14 protein-coding genes are annotated in these 21,432 nt (G+C 59.7%); 1 reads left to right on the top strand and 13 read right to left on the bottom strand.

The genetic code is table 11. From position 1 onward, the window contains the following. Positions 1-16: 16 nt before the first annotated feature. Complete coding sequence (locus tag SELSP_RS01750) at positions 17-346, bottom strand: YnfA family protein (RefSeq protein ID WP_013740557.1); 330 nt, start codon at positions 344-346, stop codon at positions 17-19. Positions 347-656: 310 nt separating this feature from the next. Between SELSP_RS01750 and SELSP_RS01745 the strand changes: the two genes are divergently transcribed. Further along, entirely contained in the window at positions 657-2,906 is a 2,250-nt protein-coding gene (locus SELSP_RS01745; protein WP_006193712.1) for an adenosylcobalamin-dependent ribonucleoside-diphosphate reductase, read from the top strand. A 322-nt stretch (positions 2,907-3,228) separates the two neighbouring features. Here the strand turns inward: SELSP_RS01745 and fliB are convergent, their stop codons facing one another. The 12 genes from fliB to aepX form a co-directional block, all read right to left on the bottom strand. Then, complete coding sequence (fliB, locus tag SELSP_RS01740) at positions 3,229-4,623, bottom strand: flagellin lysine-N-methylase (protein ID WP_006193716.1); 1,395 nt, start codon at positions 4,621-4,623, stop codon at positions 3,229-3,231. Further along, positions 4,620-5,708, bottom strand: coding sequence for a CDP-glucose 4,6-dehydratase (gene rfbG, locus SELSP_RS01735; RefSeq protein WP_006193717.1), 1,089 nt, complete (start codon positions 5,706-5,708; stop codon positions 4,620-4,622). Before rfbG ends, fliB begins: the two co-directional genes overlap by 4 nt. Positions 5,709-5,723: 15 nt before the next feature. Further along, a complete protein-coding gene (locus SELSP_RS01730) occupies positions 5,724-6,407 on the bottom strand; it encodes a glycosyltransferase family protein (protein WP_006193719.1) in 684 nt (227 codons plus the stop codon). Further along, positions 6,404-7,210, bottom strand: a complete 807-nt coding sequence (locus tag SELSP_RS01725; RefSeq protein WP_006193720.1) for a hypothetical protein — start codon at positions 7,208-7,210, stop codon at positions 6,404-6,406. Before SELSP_RS01725 ends, SELSP_RS01730 begins: the two co-directional genes overlap by 4 nt. A gap of 31 nt (positions 7,211-7,241) precedes the next feature. Beyond that, positions 7,242-8,540, bottom strand: a complete 1,299-nt coding sequence (locus SELSP_RS01720; RefSeq protein ID WP_006193721.1) for a glycosyltransferase family 9 protein — start codon at positions 8,538-8,540, stop codon at positions 7,242-7,244. 69 nt (positions 8,541-8,609) lie between these two features. After that, positions 8,610-9,950, bottom strand: coding sequence for a lipopolysaccharide biosynthesis protein RfbH (gene rfbH / locus SELSP_RS01715; RefSeq protein WP_006193722.1), 1,341 nt, complete (start codon positions 9,948-9,950; stop codon positions 8,610-8,612). 4 nt (positions 9,951-9,954) lie between these two features. Further along, the gene (locus tag SELSP_RS01710) at positions 9,955-11,481 is read right to left on the bottom strand and encodes a glycosyltransferase (protein WP_013740556.1); all 1,527 of its coding nucleotides are present in this window, start codon (positions 11,479-11,481) and stop codon (positions 9,955-9,957) included. A gap of 27 nt (positions 11,482-11,508) precedes the next feature. Next, positions 11,509-13,644 carry a sulfatase-like hydrolase/transferase gene (locus SELSP_RS01705; protein ID WP_006193724.1) on the bottom strand — a complete coding sequence of 712 codons (2,136 nt, stop codon included), beginning with the start codon at positions 13,642-13,644 and terminating at the stop codon, positions 11,509-11,511. Next, a complete protein-coding gene (locus tag SELSP_RS01700; protein ID WP_232362383.1) occupies positions 13,644-15,848 on the bottom strand; it encodes a sulfatase-like hydrolase/transferase in 2,205 nt (734 codons plus the stop codon). Before SELSP_RS01700 ends, SELSP_RS01705 begins: the two co-directional genes overlap by 1 nt. Positions 15,849-15,853: 5 nt before the next feature. Next, a complete protein-coding gene (locus SELSP_RS01695) occupies positions 15,854-18,016 on the bottom strand; it encodes a sulfatase-like hydrolase/transferase (RefSeq protein ID WP_006193726.1) in 2,163 nt (720 codons plus the stop codon). After that, positions 18,010-20,079: a sulfatase-like hydrolase/transferase gene (locus SELSP_RS01690; protein WP_232362384.1), complete on the bottom strand. Its 2,070-nt coding sequence runs from the start codon at positions 20,077-20,079 to the stop codon at positions 18,010-18,012. The genes SELSP_RS01695 and SELSP_RS01690 overlap by 7 nt, the downstream gene beginning before the upstream one ends. A 50-nt stretch (positions 20,080-20,129) precedes the next feature. Next, positions 20,130-21,431: a phosphoenolpyruvate mutase gene (gene aepX / locus SELSP_RS01685; protein ID WP_006193728.1), complete on the bottom strand. Its 1,302-nt coding sequence runs from the start codon at positions 21,429-21,431 to the stop codon at positions 20,130-20,132. Position 21,432 lies beyond the last annotated feature (1 nt).

Genomic DNA, 21,432 nt, shown 5'->3' with positions numbered 1-21,432 from the left:
GAACTGCCCTTCTCTTTCAGCGCGGCGCGTACATGATGACAGCGACGCCCGCGAGCGCGATGGCGCTGCCGATGATGTCGAAGCGGTCGGGCGCAATGCCGTCGACGCGCCAGCCCCAGAGGAGCGACAATACGATAAAGACGCCGCCGTAAGCGGCGTAGACGCGCCCGAAACTGCCCTCGGGCTGCAGCGTCGGCACGACGCCGTAAAGGATCAGGATGACCGCGCCGAAAAAAGCATACCAAAGACTCGCGCCGTTTCGCAGCCACTGCCAGATCAGATAGCCGCCGCCGATCTCGAACAATCCGGCCAGAAGGAAATACGCAAGAGATTTCAACACAAGCATGATTCCGCCTCCCATTCTAGGGAATCACTGATAAATTCAGCGCTTCCCTAGGCAAAGATTCTCTCTGCCGACTCCTTTTCCCTGCCCGTCGCTTCCATTTGCTGCAGGCAGGAAGGCGGCATCCCCTGTTCATACCCTTAGAAGAAATGCTAGAAAATCATCAAGATATGCCAGTAATCTTTCCGCAAAACAACAATATCTAGTTTTTCAGGCGAAAATCCGGCATTTTTTATTTGCCAACAGATACTCTTTATTCTATAATAGACGCTAGCGTTTTTAAAACGAGCACATATTATTAGGAGGCACATCATTGGAAAAGTGGTTTGACACGGAAATCGGCAGGAGCATCCTGCAGGCAAAATATTATCATGCGGGAGAGACAGAGCCGCACGAGTTCATCGAGCGCGTGGCAGGCATCTTCTCGCCCGAGGTGCGCGAAAAGATGCGCGCTTACCTTGAAGATGGCGCACTCTCGCCCGCGGGGCGCACGCTCTACGCAGCAGGCGCGAAGGGCAAGTTCAAGAGCAGCCTGTCGAACTGCTACATCATGCCGTCGCCGACGGACGACATCGAGTCCATCTTCACCGTCAACCAGCAGATTGCCAAGATCTTCTCCTACGGCGGCGGCATCGGCGTGAACATCAGCGGCCTGCGCCCCAAGGACAGCCGCGTGAACAACGTCGCGCGCAGCTCGACGGGCGCTGTATCCTTCCTCAAGATCTTCAACACGACGGGCGAAGTCATCAGCCAAAACGGCAGACGCGGCGCGATGCTCGTCGCGCTCGACTCGGAGCATCCCGACATCTACGAATTCCTGCACATGAAGCAAGAGAACGAGAAACTCGCCTCGATGAACCTCTCAATCCTCTTCTCCGACGCCTTCATGCAGGCCGTCATCGACGATGCCGAATACGAACTGACCTTCGACGTCGAGGCGACGGGCGAAAAGATCCGCCGGACGATCCGCGCCGCCGAATTCTTCGATGAATACTGTCAGACGCAGTGGGATTGGGGCGATCCCGGCGCACTCTTCAAGGACAGGCTCAACGACTACACGCTGCTCTCGGGCTACGACGAATACAAGATCGAGGTCACGAACCCCTGCGGCGAGTTCGGCGGCAATGCCTACAACTCATGCAACCTCATGAGCCTCAACCTCTATTCCTTCATCGAGGACAAGTTCGGCGATGCGCCGCATATTGCAGAAGAGGAGTTCCGCGCCGCCATCCAGACGGCCGTGCGTGCGCTCGACGAAGTGCTCGACTACGGCTTCGACACGCAGCCTTTGGAAGAAAACCGTCAGTGCATCCGCGATTGGCGCAGCGTCGGACTCGGGCTCTTCGGCGTCGCCGACGCCTTCGTCGCCATGAAGCTCGCCTACGGAAGCCGCGAGAGCTGCGACTTCATCCAAGGCGTGCTGCGCACGATGTTCACGGAAGCCGCACGCACTTCCGCCGCTCTCGCGAAAGAAAAGGGCGCCTTCGGCAAATACGACTGGGAAAAGACGAAGAAATCGCCGCTCATCCAACGTCTCGCCGAGGAAGCGCCCGAGGTCTACGCCGAGATCAAAGAGTACGGCCTTAGAAACGGCACGCTTCTTTCCATCGCGCCGACGGGCACGATCTCGCTCCTCATGGGCGTATTCTCGGGCGGCTGCGAGCCTCTCTATCAGATCAGCTACGAGCGCACGACGCACAAGATGGAGGAAGGAAGCGGCTCCTTCCGCGTCTACGCACACTCCGTCAGCGATCTGCTCGACTATCACAAGCTGCCGCACGACCTCACGAACGAGGACATCAAGAAGCGTTTCCCGTGGGTCATCGAGAGCCACGACGTGCCCTACCTGCACCGCGTCGAACTGCAGGCGGCCATGCAGAAGTACGTCGACAACTCCATCTCCTCGACGGTGAACTTGAAGCACGCAGCGACGCCCGCCGACATCAGGAACATCTACCTCGCGGCATGGAAATCGCGCTGCAAGGGCATCACGGTTTTCCGCGACGGCTGCAAGCGCGGCAACATCCTCGGCGTCAAGGAAGCCGCCGAGCAGGAAATCGCCTACGACACCGTGCGTCCACGCCGCCGCGACAACATCGCGCGGCTCGAAGGTGTGACGCTCCTTCGTCATACGTCGTGCGTCGACAAGATGTACATCACGGTCAACAAGACCTCCGACGGCGACGTCTTCGAGCTCTTCACGAACACCTCGGGCGGCTGTCAGTCGAACATCGCGACGATCACGCGCCTGACCTCTCTCGCACTGCGCTCGGGCGTGCGCGTCAAGGACATCATCAAGCAGCTGACCGTCAGCCGCTGCTCCGCCTGCCAAGCCCTGATCCGCAGCGGACGCAAAGACATCTCGCTCTCGTGCGGCAGTGCCATCGGCACGGCTCTCGCCGAAATCTACAACGAATGCCAAAAGGACGAGACGGCGAAATACAAGGACAAGAGCGACGACAAGGCGATCAACAAAGAATGCCCCGAATGCAAGCGCCACACCCTGCGCCCCGAAGGCAACTGCGTGACCTGCACCTATTGCGGCTGGTCGAAATGTGAATAGCTCAAACGATGTTGCTTGCAGATTGCCTTCACATCCTGCAGGCAGCCTCGATGGAGATTTTCATAAGTCTGTTTTACTATGAAAGTCCAAGAAGTCAAGCCCGAAGGGCGCAGACTGATTGGGTAACTTTCATTAAGAGCGGCGCACAAACGTCCACAAAGTGGACGTTTGTGCGTGTAGTTTACACCCGCCTCCGCCCTTTTACTAGAGCGGAGGTATTTTTTTGTGCACGAAAAAAGCTGCCGCACATGATTTATGTGCGACAGCACCAACAGCCTCTTCCATCCTCATAGACGTCCATGCACATAGCCGTCAGACGGCGTCAAAAGTTCCCGTCGAGCAGGCTGAGCAGACGATCTTCGGGCAGCAGGCGGGCGATCTTTTCCGCCAGCGCGTCGATATAGCCAGGGAAATGATTCGTGCGCACGGCAAGCCAACCTGCGGCAGCTAGAATACTCCGCTTTGTCCGCTCATCTTGCCCCACACTTTCGACATCCTTTTCGGTCGCATCCGTCATCACCTGTAGCGCAGATACTCCCCCTTCATCAAGCGCAGGGTCCGCAAGCAGCAGAAACTCCAGCATCTTGTAAAGCACGACGAACACTTCATAGTTTGCCAGGAAACTCGTGCCGCCCGTCAGAGGGTAGCGTCCGATCAGAAATTCGTTAACGAGCCAGTTTTCCAAGGCATTGCCGTGCTTTGAAAGGATTCTCTCTCCATAGCGTCTGCGCCGCTCCGCAAGGGCAGCGCAGACGCTTTTCTTTTCCACAGCTCCTCGCCCGCTCGCTGCGTCGCCGTCCCCTTCGCCGAAGGCTCTGCGAATCCTCGCTAAATACGCCGCCGTTTCGGGCAAATCGTCTTCCGTCGCCTGTGCCAGAGCAGGAAAGAGCCGTTGGAAGAATCCCAGATACAGCGCTGCATCGAAGGGATTCGCCGCGAGAAGAGCCTTTGCCTCCCCTGCGGCGGCATCGGCGATGGCGGCGGCGTCCCTTGTCAGATCTTCCGCCGCCCCCTGCTCGACATACGCTTCGGCGCGCGCGAGCAGGAGGCCGAGCGCCGCGAGACGCGCGTCGAGCGAGAGGCGTCGCTCGGCCAAGAGCGCGATTCCTGCAAGCTGCAGGCTGCGGAAGACCGCCGCCGACAACGGTGTGCCAAGCGGCATGCGATCAACATAAGCGGGGCGCGGCGCGGCGACTTCCACCCACTCGAATGCCAGCGGCTCTTCGGTGAACAAGACTTCCTCTGCCGCCACGGGACAGCTCAGACACAGGGCGCGGTCAAGCGTATCTCCGACCTCGTGCATCTTGCGCGGGTACTCGGCGCAGACGTCGGAGATCGCGCCGATGCCGAAGCGTCGGTGCAGCGAGCAAAGCCCATCCTCGCGCAAAAAAACGCAGCGACCATCTTCGTGGCGCATGATCCAGCCGCCCGTTGCCTCGCTGCGTTCCAAGCCTTTTTTCAATTCGTGCAGAAGCTCCGGCCGCCCCTCATAGCGCGCCAATGTCGCCGCATCGAGCGCGACGCCCCACTTCGCACAGCAGCAGAGCGAGCCGCATCGCCTGCCATCGCAGACGAAGCGGCGCATGTAAACAGGCTGCAGGCACGGTCGCGGCGCGGCGGCGGACGCGAAGATGGACTCAGCGGCCTTCCCGCCGCCTTCATCGCTCTCTCCCCCCCGTGCTGCGTCCTTTTCCAAGCACTCATCCTGCCGCTTCACGCCTCCGCCTCCTCGAAATAGGCGGCGATCTGCGCCTCCATGACGTCACCGACGTCCTCGCCCGCCCGCCATGATTTCGCCCAATCGACAGTATGCGCGATCGCCTCCTCGATGTGCCAGCGCGGCTGCCAGCCGAGACGCGCCTTGATGCGTGAGGAGTCGAGCTTCAGGAAGCCCGCCTCGTGCGGCGCGGCGCACTCCTCCTCAGCACGCCACGAAGCGCCCTCGCCCCAAGCGCGGCAGAAGAGCTCGGCCAGATCGCCCGTCGTCACGCAGTCGGAGTCCGCAGGCCCGACGTTGTAGCTTCCGGCGAGCGACGCATCGCTTGCTTGCGCGTGCGCGATGCGCAAATACGCAGAGAGAGGCTCCAAGACATGCTGATAGGGCCGCGTCGATGCGGGATTCCTAAGGACGACGGCGCGTCCTTCGCTCGCCGCGCGTATGCAGTCGGGCACGATGCGCTCGGGCGAGAAATCTCCGCCGCCGATGACATTGCCCGCGCGCGCCGTCGAGATGCGCACGCCGCCATCCGCGAAGAAGCTCTGGCGGTAGCTCGCCGTCACAAGCTCCGCACAGCTCTTGCTGTTCGAGTACGGGTCGAAGCCCATGAGCCGCTCGTCCTCGCGGTAGCCCCATTCCCATTCCTTGTTCTCGTAGACCTTGTCCGTCGTCACATTGAGAAAAGAACGGACCGTATCGCTTTCCCGCACACATTCGAGGACATGTGCCGTTCCCATGACGTTCACAGCATACGTCTCGACGGGCGTACGATAGCTCTCGCGCACGAGCGGCTGCGCCGCAAGATGCACGACGATCTCGGGACGAGCCTCGCGAAAGGCCGCGCGAAGAGATGCGAGATCGCGCACATCGCCCTCGATCGAACGCATGGAATCCGCCAGCTTCAGCTTCTCAAAGAGCCGTGCGCCGTCCACCGTCGGCGAAGCGAGCGAAAATCCTGTAAGATGCGCTCCCGCGCCGAGCAGCAGTTTCGAGATCCATATCCCCTTGAAGCCCGTATGCCCCGTCAAAAGCACGCGTTTGCCGCGATAAAACGCAAGGTCATTCCGCCGCGTCATTTTCTTCATCTGCGCTCCCCCCTCTCAGCCATGCTGCAATTCTTTTCCGTATTCGGCGAGAAAGACCTGCCTCGCCGTCTCCCAGGAGTCGTCAAGGCGCTTGCGCCCCGTCTCATGGATGCACGGCGGCTTTTCAAAATGCGGGATCATGAGGCGCATGCCGCGCCGCCGATACTCCATGGAAGCCGAAATATCATAAAAGTGCCAACCCGTGAAGAGATCGTCGCGCCACGGCACATCCGTCTGCGTCGCCAGGAAGATGCCGTCGAGCGCCTCTGCTTCGATTCCTGCATCCGGTACAGGACGCTGCTCCAACAGATCCATCGCCTCAGGATCGCGGATCTGCCAAACCGAGCCATAGCATTCTTTCGCATTCCACCATACGCCATCGGGCGACATGTGGCGACAGCCTGTGAGACCAATAAGCCCCACCTCTGGTTTCTCACGAAAAATTTCCCATAGCCGGAAGATGATTCTTTTTTCCGTCAGCAAGATGTCCTGATGGAGATACACCTTATACTGTGCCGACGATGCCCGCCGCGCCGCCTCGTAGCCCGCCGCCATCGACGGTGCGCCGTGCACGGGAACAAGCTCGGCCGAAACGCCCTGCGGCAGATCGAGATGCCTGAGGTAGCGCACGCACTCGGCATACATCTCCTCATCGTTCACGCATGAGATGAAGGCGATCTTCTTCGCGTCTTCGTTCATCGAAGCAGCTCCTCCTTTCGCAGGATGTCGCACACGGAGTCGGCATCTCCCGCCGTATTCCGGACAAATTCTTCGAGGTAGCCGCCGTCGATTCTGCTCTCAGCGAGCAAGCGTCGCAGAGCTTCGACAGTTTCCGCCGCTTCGATGCCGTTCTCCAATCTATGCAGCAGACGCGCCAAGAGGCGGCGCTCCGCATCGGTATAGTGCGCCTTGAGGCGTAAAACTTTCCATGAAAAAGCAGACCAACGAGTGATCCACCACAAGGTTTCGAGGTCTCGCCGCTCATTTGCCGCGCCGCAGACTTGCAGCAAGCGAAGCGTTTCGGCATCGCCTTCCTCCACAACACTGCATACGGCGAGTTCTTCATAATGCGCCAACTTCACGAGCCGCTGAATCTCGACGAAAGAAAGCAGACGTCCATTTCCTGCCAGCAGGGGATTGCTTCCATAGCGCAGCTCGCCCGCAAGCCACGAACGAAAAACGCTCCAATGCCGGGCGTTGCGGAACGGTACGATGACAGATCCTCCCTCTACGAGAAAGTCCTGCAATGCACACAGAACGCTCTCCGGTTCATGCAGTTCTTCGATGCCGGGTGCGAGCACGATCAAAGCAAAACGGCCATACCACGCTTCCGGAAAGAGCGCTTCCCATGACGTCGATTGAAATGTGAAGTCTGCATGATCCTGTCGGAAACGCGCTTCCCACACGGCATCCATCTGGACGAGCAGCACATCCCCGGGCATCTTGTCATCGAAGAGGCTTACCATTTCCGCATAGATTCTTTCATCAAAAGGCATATCCATCGCCGCAGCACCTCCCTGTCCCTTTTCTCCGTCACGCTTCTTCCGCGACGAAGACCGGCTCTCGTCTTCCCTCTTTCACCTGCTGCAGCAGCAAATGATACGCTTCCAACACCGTCTGCGGCTCGATCGAGGCGATGCAGTGTGCTTCCTCTATGTGCTTGCAGCCGTAAGCATCGCGCGGCTCCTCGGCGCAGTCCGCCAAAGCCCTCGCGGGCTGCACGATAACAGATGCGGTGCGGTAGGGGTAGTAGCTTCGAGGAATCGCCTTTTCGTCGAGCGGCAGATCGCTCCCGTAGCAGCAGACTTCCAGCACGGGAAGTCCTACGATCGCCGCTATATGCAGGAGGCTCGTATCGTTGCCGATGTACGCCGAGCAGAGCGTGACGGCAGAAGCCGTCTCGCGAAAGTCGAGCGCGCCCGCGAGGGAAAGCACATGCTCCTCGCCGAGCGCACGGGCGACTTCCGCCGCTTCCGCCGCATCGTCCCTGCCCCCCAGGAGCAGGAAGAACGCCTCGCTCTCTTCGGCCAAAAGCAGGCGCAAAAACGCTGCGTAGGCGGCGGACGGCCAATGCTTGCGCCGCGTGCTGCCGCCCAGACCGATAGCGAAGAGCTTTCGCCCTGCCGAGGGTGCTCCGAGATATGCGAGCTTTTCGCGCACGCCCGCGATGTCCGCCTTCGTCAGCCAAAGCTCCAGCGAACGATCGGCCACGGGTGCGGCAAGCATCTGATCGAGCACATCGAAGCAAAGATCAACCATGTGCAAGGGATGCACGGGCTTTTCCAAAGGGCGCGTCAGAAGCGAGGCGCAGTCCTCGCGCGAAATTCCGCCCTCCGAAAAATCGCCTATATGACCGATGCGCTCCTTCGCGCCTGCCATGTATGCGAGAAGGTAGGCGCTCGCATAGTGCCCGAATACGAAGGCGAGATCGAAGCGCTGCCCCAAAAGATGCTCCGCCGCATACCCGGCGTGCGCTGCAAAAAGCTCTGACACATGTCGTAGCACGGGAAGCTGCTCATTGCCGAGCAGGAAGTCGATGTACGGACATTGCTCGGCAAGCTTGAAGCCCGGCGGAAAGATCATGAGCGTGATCGCCGCCGCAGGATAGAGGCGGCGGATCTCGCGCAGAGCGCCCGAAAAGCACAGGAAGTCGCCGACGCCCGCATCCATGATGACGAGCATCTGCATCTTCTCGCCTGCGGTGCGCGGCGTGCGATACCCTTCCGCCGCAAAGACAGGCTCCATGACGCGCATGAAATCCTGCGCGGGAAATGGCGCATCGGGCGAAAGGCGCTCGCCAAAGACCTCGAATGTCCCAAGTATCGTTTTCATAAAGCCTCCTGCGCTTGCAAGGTGCAAAGCCGCTGATGGATTCTCTTCCCTGCCGCGCCGCAATTTCCCCTATCCGTTGAGGACGCTGTGCAGGACCTCCGCCATATAGTCAATCTGCTCTGCCGCCATGCCCGGGTAGACGCCGAGCCAGAAAGTATCGCGCATGATGCGGTCGGTCGCCGAAAGCTCGCCGACGACGCGGTAGCCGCTTTTCGCTTCGCGCAGGCGGTCAAAGCACGGATGCTTGACGAGGTTGCCCGCGAAGAGCATGCGCGTCTGTATGCCGTGTGCTTCGAGGGCGCGAACGATCGGCTCTCTTTCGACGCCCTCGCGGCAGGTCAAGAGGAAGCCGAACCAGCTAGGCTCACTGTGCGGACACGGCTCGGGCAAGATGAGCTTTTCTTCAATGCCTTGAAGCGCCGCCTTGAGGCGAGTAAAGTTCTGCCGGCGCTTTTCGACGAAGGAGGGCAGCTTCTTGAGCTGTGCGCAGCCGACCGCCGCCTGCATATCCGTGACCTTGAGATTGTAGCCGAAGTGCGAGTAGACGTATTTATGGTCGTAGCCCCTCGGCAGTTCGCCGTACTGCCCGTCGAAGCGGTGGCCGCAGAAGCCGTCCTCGCCCGGCGGGCATACGCAGTCGCGCCCCCAGTCGCGCAAAGAGCGCAGGATGCGAAAGAGCAGAGCGTCCTTCGTATAGACGGCGCCGCCCTCGCCCATCGTCATGTGGTGCGGCGGGTAGAAGCTCGACGTGCCGATGTCGCCGACGGTGCCCGTATAGCGCTGCTTGCCGTCAATCTCATAGCGCGAGCCGAGCGCGTCGCAGTTGTCCTCGACGAGCCACAGCCCGTGCTTTTCGCAAAATGCCTTGACCGCTTGAAGGTCGAACGGGTTGCCGAGCGTGTGCGCGAGCATGACGGCGCGCGTCTTGGGTGACAGCGCCTCTTCAAGCCGCGTGACGTCGATGTTGTACTGCGGGATCGTCACGTCGACAAAGACGGGCACGGCGCCGTACTGGATGATCGGCGCGACCGTCGTCGGGAAGCCTGCCGCGACCGTGATGACCTCATCGCCCGGACGCACGGCGCGCTCGCCGAGGAGCGGCGAAGTCAGCGCCATGAAGGCGAGCAAGTTCGCCGCAGAACCCGAATTGACGGCGAGCGCGTGGCGCGTGCCGAGGAATGCGGCCAGCCCCTTCTCGAACTGTGCAGCATAGCGCCCCGCCGTCAGCCAGAATTCCAAGGAGCTGTCAACGAGGGCTTCCATCTCCTCATGATCGTAGACGCGCCCCGCGTAGGGGATGCGTGCCCCCTTCGTCCAGGGCATAGGCTTGTGGTATTCATCGGCGTACTCGCGCACAAGCGCGAGGATCTTGTCGTGAAGTTCCTGCTTCTTCGCTTCTATTTCCTTCATCTCTTCATCTCCTCCGCGCACGCAGAACCATCTCGATGAGATCCGCCTGCTCAAACATCTTCTTGCGCCGCATACCGCTCTCCCGCGCCGCACGCTCACGCAGGAGCTGCGCCCAGGCGCGTGCGCCTTCGATCTGAACGGCTAGGGCGGCGCCCTCCTGCCCTTCATGCTTGCGAAAATAGCTGAGCGTATCAACGATATAGAGGAGATCTCCCTCCTCCAAGAGCCGCAGCCAGCACTCGACGTCAGGCAATACACTCGGAGGTTCCCTGCGCAATATCTCATGCACGATTTCCTTCATCCTGCGTGGCAGCAAAACCGTCGTGAACTCGCCGATGAAGTTCGCCTGCTTCTCCAAGAGGCCGTAAATTGCCAACTCGCCCGGAATACGCGATGTCTCCTCAACAGGCAGCGGATCGACAGCAGGATCGTCGACAAAGTTCCCCTCCTCGTCAATAACGCGGCGATGCGAGGTCACAAAGGCAATACCGTCTTCCATGCTCAGCGCATCCGCCATGCGCTCGATCTTCTCAGGCGCATAGAGATCATCATCGAAAAGGTAGGCAAGATACTCGCCGTTTGCTCTTTCCAGCGGGCGCAGCCAATTCTGACGCAGGGAAAGGCTCGAATCATGTACATAGTGTATGCGCGCATCATCGGCATACCCCCGCATGAGCTCTTCCGTACAATCATCGCTGCTGTTGTCGCTGATGATGATCTCGATGTGGCGATACGTCTGCGCGAGCGCGCTTTCCAGCGCGAGCTTGAAGAACTCCGGCCGCTCATGCGTCGGGATAAGTATGCTCACGAGCGGCAGCGCCTCCGTCGCATACTCTTCGAGGAAGGCTCGCCTTCCCGCCTCATCGGCAGGAAAACTTTCACCAAGGAACTCCACGAGCGGCTCATCCTGGCCAAGCACGGCCGAGCGCAGCCCTTGGCGACGGAACTCCAAACACTGCGCCGCATCGAAGAAAGCCGCTCCATGAAAGAGATCCTCGCGCCACGGCAGATCGACCTGCGTCGCCATGAGGAAGCCATCGACGGCGAGCACGTTCTCCATCTCGCCGAGCACCCGCCCCCAGGACACCGTACGCGCACCTTCGGCTAGCCGGAGGGCGCCGATGCGTCTCGTCGAATGAAAGGCGATGCCGTCGGGCGGCAGGAGCTTCGTGCCTGAGATACCGAGTACGCCGAGATCGACGTGCGTTTCAAAGAGGTGGACGATGCGCACCAAGAGATGCGAGTCCAGAATGCGCACGCGCTCATCGAGATAGACCTTGTACTTCGCGGCACTCGCTTCCATCGCCTGTCCGTATGCTGCCGCCATGCCCGCCTTTCCCTCGACCTCGACGAGTTCCATCGTAAAGCCTTCCGGCTGTTCCAATAGGCGAATCGACATCAGGAGGTCCTGAGGAAGTTCCTCTCCTTGGCGTGCGACAATGACGGCGATCTTCTTCGCGTCCTGCACGACTTCGTTCTGAGGCTGGATTTCCTGATCCTTCATCGCCTCTTCCCTCTTTTCCTTATTCATCCATGCACGCTCCATCCTTTCATCCGTTCAGCCGAACCACGACTTCCGCAAGGCACGCTTTTCCTGCCAGATTTCACCGCGCGTGTCGAAAGACGCGGTATGCGCACGCGCAATGGCAAGGAAATGCGCCAAACGCTCCCCGTCTTCGATTTCTCGCGTCATATCCGCGCGGCGGAAAAGCTGCATCTTCGGCCGGCGCAGATCGACGCTGCCATCCTCGTCGACAACTTCCTGCGATTCAAGACGGAACTCATGCTCCCTCGTGCGTATGCATAGTTTGTACGTCTGTCCGGGGAAAATGGAATTGCTTATGACATGGTCACGCGCCTCGCCGCCCAAGGCAGCGGGCAGATTGCCGTCGATATGTGCAGGAGCGGTGAATCCCGCAAGACGCGCCGCCGCCGGATAGATGTCGAGCGCACTCGTCAGTTCGTCGACGACACCGAGCTGCGGCACGCCCGCGCCGCGCAGCATCCATGCCGCCCCCGTCTGCGCCGCTCCCATCAGATATTGCGGCTCATCGACGAGCACGGCGGATCCATGATCCGAATACAGCTGTATGATGTACTCGTCCTCCCCGTAATGTTCCTCGATATAGGAGAAAAGCCGGCCGAGACTTTCGTCGACGCTCGCCATGTTCTCACGCGCCGCTGCTGCGAAAATTGGCTCATTCGGCAGGTAGACACTCGGCAGAGCCGCCTTCGCTCCCTGGATGCAGTCGGCAAGCGAGGCGCCCGTCTGCACGGGAAGCGGCATCGCAGACGAGCGCGACGGCCACGGATGCATGTCCGTAAAATGCAGAAATACGAACTGATCGCATGGTGCGAAAGCCTTCAGACTCCCGATCGTCCGGCGCACGCCCTCTGAGGCAGAAAGATCCCACGCGTTGACAATGAGTCGGTCATGCCCTCGCGTCGCGCCGTTATAGATGCCATTGCCGTCCCCCATGACATTCGTGCAGTAGTAGCCAAGCGCCTTCATCTGCTCCGAAAGCGTGACGAACGACGGATCCAGTTCGTTCATGCAGTTCTCATTGAAGGACTGCAGCCGATGGAGATGGCATCCCGTCTCGATCGTCGCCAGCGATGGGTAGGTGTACTCCGCCACGGAAAAATGCTGGTCGAAGATAGTTCCTTTGAGGAAGAAGCGCATGAGGTTCGGCATCAGGGCGTAGCCATGCTGCTTCATCGCCGTCCATGAAAAGCCGTCGGCAAGAATGTGCAGCACGAGCTTCTTTCGCTGCGGGCTGTGCCGCAAGGGGATGGGCTTTCCCGTGAGGAAGGGATGCTCGGACGATATCTGCGTCTTCTCGCTGATGCGATAGAAATTCGTCGCCCACTTGCCGAGAAAGATGCTTCCTCCTTCCTCTCCCACAGGCGCGAGACGGATCTCCTGCGTCTCCTCCGTGCCAATGAGTGGCAAAAAGACTTCTTCATCCTCGTCCAGCGTGATGCTCTCCTGCACAAGACGCGCGCGCAGGACGTCGAAGACGAAATCTGCGCCGCCGATTGCACAGAAACGCGGATCCTCCTTGTACATCTCTAGCAAGAGGCCCTTGTTGTTCAAGCCCCCCTGCCCAATGTAAGCACCGACCCAATAGCGCAAGTCTGCCCGTGACTCCTCCAGCATCGGAAGGAACTCACCGGCGAAGACGCCGATCTCATCCGCCAGGACGCCGTCCGCCAAGTGCGCCCGGCTTTTGGCGATCGGTGCATAGACCGGCTCTCCCATGGCGAGCGACAAGAGATCGAGATACTCCGAGAACTGTTCGCGCGGTATCGCGACCTCGATTGGCAGCCGATAGATATGACTCGCAATGCCCTCCAAGATGAGCTGCCTGCGCACGTCGCCGAAATGCCTGCAGCATTCGATGAGGCTTTTCCAGATCTCGTAGTGGCACTTCTTCTTCCGATAAGCCTGCTCCAATGTATCGCGTGCGACTTCAAAACTTCCATGGAAGAGAGCGTAGCGTGCATAGAATATATCGAAGTTCTCCGACTGTGGGAAGAGCGCTCGATATTCGACGAGCAGCTGCAGGAAAGAGTCATCGTAATCCTTCCGCGCACTCTTCTCCTCCAAAGCCGCGAAGAGTTTGCCTCCGCGCACGCATGATTCCTGATACAGGCTCTCATTTGCAGAAATCGCCCGCATATCCCGCTCCATCAAGTTTTCCCCTCATTCCTGTCGCCGCTGAACCACGACGGGCGCAGCGCACGCTTCTCGCGCCACACTTCCCCGCGCGTATCGATCGCGGCCGTATGCGCACGCGCCATGGCGAGGAACTTTTGCCGAAGTCCCTCATCTTCCACCGAATGCCGATCCTTGCCGCGCAGGAAGAGCTGCTGCAGCTTCGGCTGTCTGAGATCCGTCATGCCGTCCTCGTCGAGCGGCTCGCGCGATTCCAAGCGGAATTCGTGCATCTTTGAGCGGATCGCCAACTTGTATGTCTGCCCCGGGAACAGCGAATTGCTGATGACGAATTCTCTCTCTTCGCCGCCCAGAGCCTTCGGCAGATTGCCGTCGAGGTGTGCGGGAGCATCGAATCCCGCGAGATGCGCCGTCGCCGGATAGATGTCGAGCGCACTCGTCAGCTCATCGACAATGCCTGTCTGCGGTACGCCAGCACCGCGCAGCATCCACGCCGCCCCCGTCTGGTTCTCGCCGATGTAGTCGACATCATCGCTGAATACAGAGACGCCGTGATCCGAATAGACCTGCACGATGTACTCATCTTCTGAATAATTCGCCTCGATATAGGCAAAAAGCTCGCCAAGACTGCGGTCGATGGAGCGCATGTGCTCCAATACGCCTTCAGCATAAATCGGCACATGCGGCAGATTGACGCTGGCGACGCCTTCCGCCGCACCCGCAAGCCGCTCGGCGAGAGGCAGCTGCACCTGCGTGGCGAGAGGAAGCTGAAAGTCCGCTATTGATCCTGGATGGGCGTCCATCAGATGCAGCAGAATGAAGGGATCACATTCGGAAAAGGCGCGCATCGTCTGCACGGTCTGCTCCACTCCCCGATAAGCCAAACTGGCATCGCCATGCACGATCATGAGCCTGTCATAGCCGCGCGTCACCTGCGGATAGATGCCCGTCGCATCGCCCATGGTGCTCACGCAGTAATAGCCGAGATGCGCCATCTGCTCCGCGATGGTGATGTAACGCGTTGAAAGCTCCGCCATGCAGGTCGGATTGAATACCTGCGAGCTGTGCGCATAGACGCCCGTCTCGATCGTCGCCAGCGAGGGAAATGTATATTCCGCCACTGAATAGTGGTTGTTGAAGATGACGCCCTTGGAAAAGAATCGCATGAGGTTCGGCATTGGCTCGAAATCACGGCGCTTCATCTCGGGCCAGCAAAGTGCGTCGATGAGGATGTGCAGCACGAGTTTCTTGCGATGCGGGCTGTGTCCGAGACGGATCGGCTTGCCTAGGATGACCGGCGACGCCGAAGAGATTTCCGTGCGCTCGCTGAGGCGGAAGAAGCTCGTGACCCACTTGCCAAGTGTCGCTCTGCCCTCTGCGATAGACGCGCTGCGAAAGACGACTTCCTGCCGCGCTTCCGTCCCAGCCAATGGCACAATGACATCGTGAAGACCTTCCTGCACATCGTCCGCCTGCGCACCATCGAGATCCGCTGCATCTGCCCCGCCGATCGCAAGGGGCGAGCGGATCTCCCGCGCCCGCATGATATCGAACACGAAGGCATCATCCTCCGCCAGGGGAAAATCCGTCGTCTCCTTGAGCGCTTCCAAGAGCATCGCCTTCGCATGCAGCCGCCCTCGGTCGACAAGGACGCCGCTCCAATAGCGCCAGCCGTCCGCCGGCTCTTGAAAGCTCGGCAGGAACTCGCCGAGGAACACGCCCGGCGGCGCTTCGATGCCGTCCGCCCCGAAACGCGCGCGCCCGAGCACATACGGCGCGAGGTTCGGCAGACCCATGGCGAGCGAGAGGAGCGCCAAGGACTCTGTCAACTCCGCCTTCTCGATGGGCACATCGACGGGAAAGCGATAGATACGGCTCGCAACGCCCTCGATGGTCAGAAGCCTTCTCTTGTCCCCGAGGCGCTTATAGCATTCGATGAGGAGCTTCCATACTTCGTAGTGACATTTCTTCTTCTCATAGGCACGCTCCGCCGCTTCGAGTGCCACCGTCACACTGTCGTGCGCGAGAGCGTACTGCGCGTAGAAGATGTCGAAGTTCTCTGACTGCGGGAAAAGCGCCTGATACTCGACCAGCAGGGACAGAAAAGAATCATCGTATGCCCCGCATGTACTTTTTTCCTGCAGGGCAGCAAAGATTCTGCCTGCCTCCCTGGCTCTTTCTTGATACGCGGCTTCTTCCGCAGGCATCTTCATCTTCATCTCCTTCACTCTTCCGCTGCATCGGGAAACCATGCGGCACGCAACGCCCGCTTCGCGGGCCAGACCTCGCCGCGCGTATCGAGCGAGGACGTATAAGTGCGCGCCAGCGAGAGGAAGCTCTGTCGCAGCGCCTCGTCATGAATCTCGCGGCGCTTTTCGCCGCGCAGAAAGAGGCGCTGCTTCGGCTGCCGGAGATCCACGCTGCCGTCTTCATCGACGACCTCAGCAGAGCCTAGGCAGAACTCGTGCGTCTTCGTACGAAGCGCCATGTTGAAAGGCTTCCCCGGAAAAAGCGTGTACGATACCGTATGGTCGCGTCCACAGCCTCCAAAGACGCGCGGCAGGCTGCCGTCGAGGTCGGCAGGCGGCAGAAATCCTGCAAGATGCGCCGTCGTCGGATAGATGTCGAGCACACTTGTCAGCTCATCGACGAATCCCGCGTTCGGCACACCCGCACCGCGCAACATCCACGCCGTGCCGTTCAGATTTTCGCTGACGTAGTCCACCACCTCGCCGAACACCGCAGCGCCATGGTCGGAATACAGCTGTACGACGTACTCATCCTCTGCATAATTCTCTTCGATGTAGGCGAACAGCTCGCCAAGGCTGCGGTCGGCACGCCGCATGCCTTCGAGGACAGCTTCCAGATGGAGTCTCGAATTCACGCGGTCTACGCTCGGCGTATCGTCGTCCGTATCGTCGAGCCGATCGGCAAGCCCCAGCGAGACCTGCGTCTCTAAGGGCACCTGCCACCTGGCCGTCGTGCTCGGATGCGCATCCTCTACGTGGAGGAAGATAAACTGATCGCACTCGGCAAAGGCGCGCATCTGTGTCAGCGCATTGTGGACACCGTGATACGCATGAAGCCCATCGCCGCCGGGCTTTGCCATCAGCCGGTCGTAGCCGCGCGTCACGCCGTTGTAGATACCGCTCGAATCTCCCCAAACGTTCACGCAATAGTAGCCAAGACGCTTCATCTGTTCCGAAAGCGTCAGGATGGAAGGAGCCAGTTCTCCCATACAGGTGGAGTTGAAGATCTGCGAATGATGTGGATAGAGCCCCGTATCGATCGTCGCCAAAGCAGGATACGTATACTCTGCAACTGAGAAATTGTCCTGGAAGATCATGCCTTTGGAAAAGAAGCGCATGAGGTTCGGCATCGGCGCAAAACCGTATCGCTTCATCGCAGGCCAGCACAGGGCGTCGACGAGGATATGCAGGATGAGCCTCTTCCGCTTCGGACTATGCCCCAAGCGCACCGGCTCCCCCATCATGAAGGGGGCAGAAGACTTCAGCTCCGTGCGCTCGCTCAAGCGAAAGAAACTCGTGACCCATTTGCCGAGATGCATCGATGACTCGCCGAGCGACGCACTCCGGAAAAAGATTTCCTGCCCGGACTCCGTACCCGCCAAGGGCACGACGAGATCCGACGAGCCGATGCGGTCGCGGGTATCCCGCCAAACGTCCACGGCTGCCGCCCCGTCCACCTGCTTCACTTTCATGACATCGAAGACGAGTTCTTCCGCCGCGGACACGATCGCGGGATCTGCCTTGAGCGCCTCGAACAGCGCCGCCTTGGCATCGAGCGATGTCATCTCCACGAAGATGCCGCTCCAATAACGATACTCGTCGTGCGCCGGACGAAGCGTCGGCAAAAACTCTCCGGCAAAGGCCCCGGGCAAGGCCAGAAGGCCGTCTTCCCCCATGCGTGCGCGCCCGATCGTATAGGGTGCATGGGTGGGCACTCCCATCGCGACCGACAAGAGTGCGAGGGATTCTTCCAGCGTTTCCCGTGCGAGCGGCACTTCTATGGGAGTGCGGTAGACGCGGCTCGAAATGCCCTCGAAGATCAGCAGGCTGCGCATGTCGCCGAGCCGCCGATAGCATTCGATGAGGATTTTCCAGACTTCGTAATGATACTTCTTCTTGGCGTACGCCTCCTGCGCTGCCGCAAGCGCCGCCTCTGTATCCCCATGCGCGAGCGCATGACGCGCATAGAAGATCTGGACATTCTCCGAATCTGGAAAGAGGCGCCGATACTCCTCCAGCAACACGAGATATGTGGCATCGTAGCGACTGCATTCACTCCTTTGCAGCAAGGCCGTAAAGAAGGCGCGTCCCGCTTCGCTCTTTTCCTCATACATGTGCTCCGCACGATCGTTCAGCATCCGCAGTCCTCCTCCCACTTCTCGTGAAACGATGCCGTGTGCTCACGCGCCAGCTGCAGGAACTCCTCCATGAGTGCAGCATCGAAGACCTCGCGGTGCAGCGCGTCGCGCGTGTAGATGTGCGCCGTGAACCGACTTAGATCCACGGTGCCGTCGTGATGGGTCGGACGCTCCGTCTCCATGCGGAACTCATACTCCTGCGTGCGTATGCTGAGCTTGTACGTCTGCTCCGGATAGATGGAGTTGCTGATGCAGTAGGATCTGCCCTCGCCGCCCAAGGCGCGCGGCAGTACGCCGTCGAGCTGTCCCGCAGGCGCCGAGAAGCCTGCGAGCTTCTCCATGATCGGATAGATGTCCAAACAGCTCGAAAGCTCCTCGACCGTTCCCCGGTGCTGCACGCCTGCGCCGCGCAGCATGAGCGCGGCACCGCCCTGCGTCTCAGAGAAGTACCACGCATCCTCCGAATAGACGGAACTGCCGTGATCGGAATAGGCGCAGACGATGTATTCATCGGGCGCATAATGCTCCTCAATATAGTCGAAGAGTCTGCCCAGTTCGCGATCCATCATTTCGATGCGATGCGGATTGTCATAGCCGTAGACATCGTTGTACGGCAAGCGCACGGAAACATCGTCTCCCGGCATGACGCGCGTATGCTGCCACGGGATATGCGTCTGCGTCTTCAACGCCAGGGGAGCGATCGTCGCCGGTGTCGAGTGTGCGTCCCCCACGTGCAGGAATACATAGTTGTCACATTCATCGAAGGCTTCCAAGTGTGCGATCGTGCGTGCGACGCCATCGTACGCAGGCTGCGCCAGATACGGGTTGACGATGAGGCGATCGAAGCCGCGCGTCACGCCGTCATAGATGCCGCGCCCGTCGCCCATGACATTGACGCAGTAATATCCGAGATCCTTCATCTGCTCGGACAGCGTCTTTATGTCCTTGTCGATCGCGAACATCGGCTTGTCCCACACGACCTGCGAGCGATGCGGCATCATGCCCGTCTCGATCGTACCAAGGGAAACGAACGTGTACTCCGCCACGCAGTAGTTGTTGTTGAAGATGACGCCATCGGAGAAGAAGCGCATGAGGTTCGGCACAGACCGGAAGTCGCGCGCGCGCATCGCCTGCCATGAGAGGCCATCGAGCAGGAGGTTCAGGACGAGCTTCTTCCGCTTTGGACTATGCCCCGGCAGAATCGGCGCAGCAACGATGAACGGCTCCGCTGAAGACACCTTTGTCCCTCCTTCGAGACGCAGGAAGCGGAACTCCCCGCGTCCGCTGAGGATGCTGCCCTCGGTCCGCACGTCCGCCACGTCGATTCTCTGTTCCTCCTGCGTCACGGCCACAGGCAGGATACATTCTTCAGCAACCTCGACGGAGCCTTCGGCGCGGCGCGCCTTCATGACGTCGAAGACCATGCCGCAGTAATCATCCACCACAGAGCCGTCGCTGCGCTTCAAGAGATCCAAGCGCCTTGCCCGTACATGGAAGAGATCCTCCGCATTGTAGATTCCGCAGTAGTAGCGGCGGCGCTCTGCCTCATGACCCTCGTTCAGGAGGAACTGCCCGTGTGCAGACACAAGATCCAAATTGCGGCTGCCATCCGCCCGCTCCACGAAATCGAAGCGGAAGGGCGCCAGCTGCACATCGAGCATACCGCAGAAGAATGCATCTTGCCAGCGCGCCTCTTGAAAGATGGGCAAAGGCACATCAAGCTCCATATTCTTCTGGCAAAGCGCCTTGAAAAATATGGCCTCTTCGTCAAGGCCGAGCGCATCAGCGATCTCGAACAAGATCTGCCAAATCTTGTGGCTGATCTTCCGTCTCCTGTACGCCTCGTGCGCGAGACGATGCGCCTCCTCCATCTCGCCGAGCGCGAAGGCAAGGCGTGCCGTGAAGTAGAACACGGCCGCCCTGTTCTTCGTCACCTTGTCGTAGGCTTCAAGCTTCGTGCAATATTCCTCCGTGTAGGCGCCTTCACGCACGGCTTCCCTAAGCCAGAGACCGAGCGCATCCTCCTCGCCCGTGTCCCATCCCAGATTTTCCTGCTCCTGCATGGACTCTTTCTTCCCTTCAGCCTCGCACGAAAGGATGCTCTCCGTGCCAGTCAAACTTCATCGATCAGGCGAATGATGTCCTTGAACGGCATGAGATCCGCGTCCGCCTCAAGCGAACGATGGTGCTTCAAGATGGACATCGCCGTGCGCTCCATCGCGGGGAAGGCGCTGCGCGTCAGCTGGTTCGCGTAGATGACGATATTCACGCCATGCGCGGCAAGTTCCGCCTCCGTCACAGAGCTGTAGGAGGTCGGCACGGCAACGAGCGGCACATGCGCGTATTCCTTCTGAAAAGCATCGGCGAAGGCGAATACCTCGTCCGGCTCCTTTCTGCGCGAGTGGATCATGACGCCATCCGCGCCCGCCGCCACGTAAGCGGAGGCACGCTCCAAGGCATCCGGGAGACCCTTTTCGAGAATCAGACTCTCGATGCGTGCGATGATCATGAAATCATCCGTGCGCTGCGCCTCCTTGCCCGCCCGGATCTTCGCCGCGAAGTGCTCGATCGTATCCTGCTGCTGCTCGACCTCCGTGCCGAAGAGCGAATTCTTCTTGAGTCCGATCTTGTCTTCCAGTATGACAGCAGAAACGCCCATGCGCTCCAACGTGTGGACGTGATAGACGAAATGCTCGATGAGGCCGCCCGTATCGGCATCGAGGATGATGGGCTTCGTCGTCACGTCCATGACATCGTCGATCGTGCGGATGCGCGAGGACATGTCAACAAGCTCGATGTCGGGCTTTCCCTTCGCCGTCGAGTCGCAAAGGCTCGAAATCCACAGCGCATCAAACTGATCGAGGCCGCCCTCATGCTCGACGACGGTCTTCTCCGCCAAGAGGCCCGTGAGCCCGTCGTGCACCTCGATCGTCTTAACGATGGGCACGATTTCCAACAAGCGGCGCAGACGGCGGCGGCGGAACTCGGGCATGACGAGTCTCTCCTTCATGCGCTCGTCGATCTTCTTGACATCCGGATTCCATGTGTAGGGCACCTCGATGAGCTCGCCGCCCATCTTCTTGAGATTCGCCAGCACGTTTTCGCGGATCGCAGACATCGGACCGCCGCGCCAGTTGTCGCCGTGCACGACGAAATCGGGCTTCAGCGATGCGATGACCTCATCGTACATGATGGCGTCCTGCACGATGACGCGCTCGACCTCCGGCTCTGCTTCCAGAAGTGCGATGCGCTCTTCGAGCGATACGGCGGGGAAGCGGTTGTAACGAACCATTTCGCGATCGGAGAGGACTCCCGCGACGACCGTTCCGCGCTTCTTGGCTTCGCGCAGGATATTCCTATGCCCCTCGTGAATCGCATCGGTGCAGAAGCACGCGTAAGCAATCTTTTCTTTCATA

This window comes from Selenomonas sputigena ATCC 35185, assembly GCF_000208405.1.
Lineage (GTDB): Bacteria > Bacillota > Negativicutes > Selenomonadales > Selenomonadaceae > Selenomonas > Selenomonas sputigena.
The sequence above is the reverse complement of the archived record's forward strand: the minus strand, read 5'-3'. Positions and strand labels throughout refer to the sequence as shown.

Bases quoted from the DNA above. Each gene is read 5' to 3' on its own strand.
- SELSP_RS01750 (WP_013740557.1), bottom strand. From the start codon at position 346: ATGCTTGTGTTGAAATCTCTTGCGTATTTCCTTCTGGCCGGATTGTTC.
- rfbG (WP_006193717.1), bottom strand. From the start codon at position 5,708: ATGAAGAAAATGACGCGGCGGAATGACCTTGCGTTTTATCGCGGCAAA.
- SELSP_RS01730 (WP_006193719.1), bottom strand. From the start codon at position 6,407: ATGAACGAAGACGCGAAGAAGATCGCCTTCATCTCATGCGTGAACGAT.
- SELSP_RS01725 (WP_006193720.1), bottom strand. From the start codon at position 7,210: ATGGATATGCCTTTTGATGAAAGAATCTATGCGGAAATGGTAAGCCTC.
- SELSP_RS01720 (WP_006193721.1), bottom strand. From the start codon at position 8,540: ATGAAAACGATACTTGGGACATTCGAGGTCTTTGGCGAGCGCCTTTCG.
- rfbH (WP_006193722.1), bottom strand. From the start codon at position 9,950: ATGAAGGAAATAGAAGCGAAGAAGCAGGAACTTCACGACAAGATCCTC.
- SELSP_RS01710 (WP_013740556.1), bottom strand. From the start codon at position 11,481: ATGAATAAGGAAAAGAGGGAAGAGGCGATGAAGGATCAGGAAATCCAG.
- SELSP_RS01705 (WP_006193724.1), bottom strand. From the start codon at position 13,644: ATGGAGCGGGATATGCGGGCGATTTCTGCAAATGAGAGCCTGTATCAG.
- SELSP_RS01700 (WP_232362383.1), bottom strand. From the start codon at position 15,848: ATGAAGATGAAGATGCCTGCGGAAGAAGCCGCGTATCAAGAAAGAGCC.
- SELSP_RS01695 (WP_006193726.1), bottom strand. From the start codon at position 18,016: ATGCTGAACGATCGTGCGGAGCACATGTATGAGGAAAAGAGCGAAGCG.
- SELSP_RS01690 (WP_232362384.1), bottom strand. From the start codon at position 20,079: ATGCAGGAGCAGGAAAATCTGGGATGGGACACGGGCGAGGAGGATGCG.
- aepX (WP_006193728.1), bottom strand. From the start codon at position 21,431: ATGAAAGAAAAGATTGCTTACGCGTGCTTCTGCACCGATGCGATTCAC.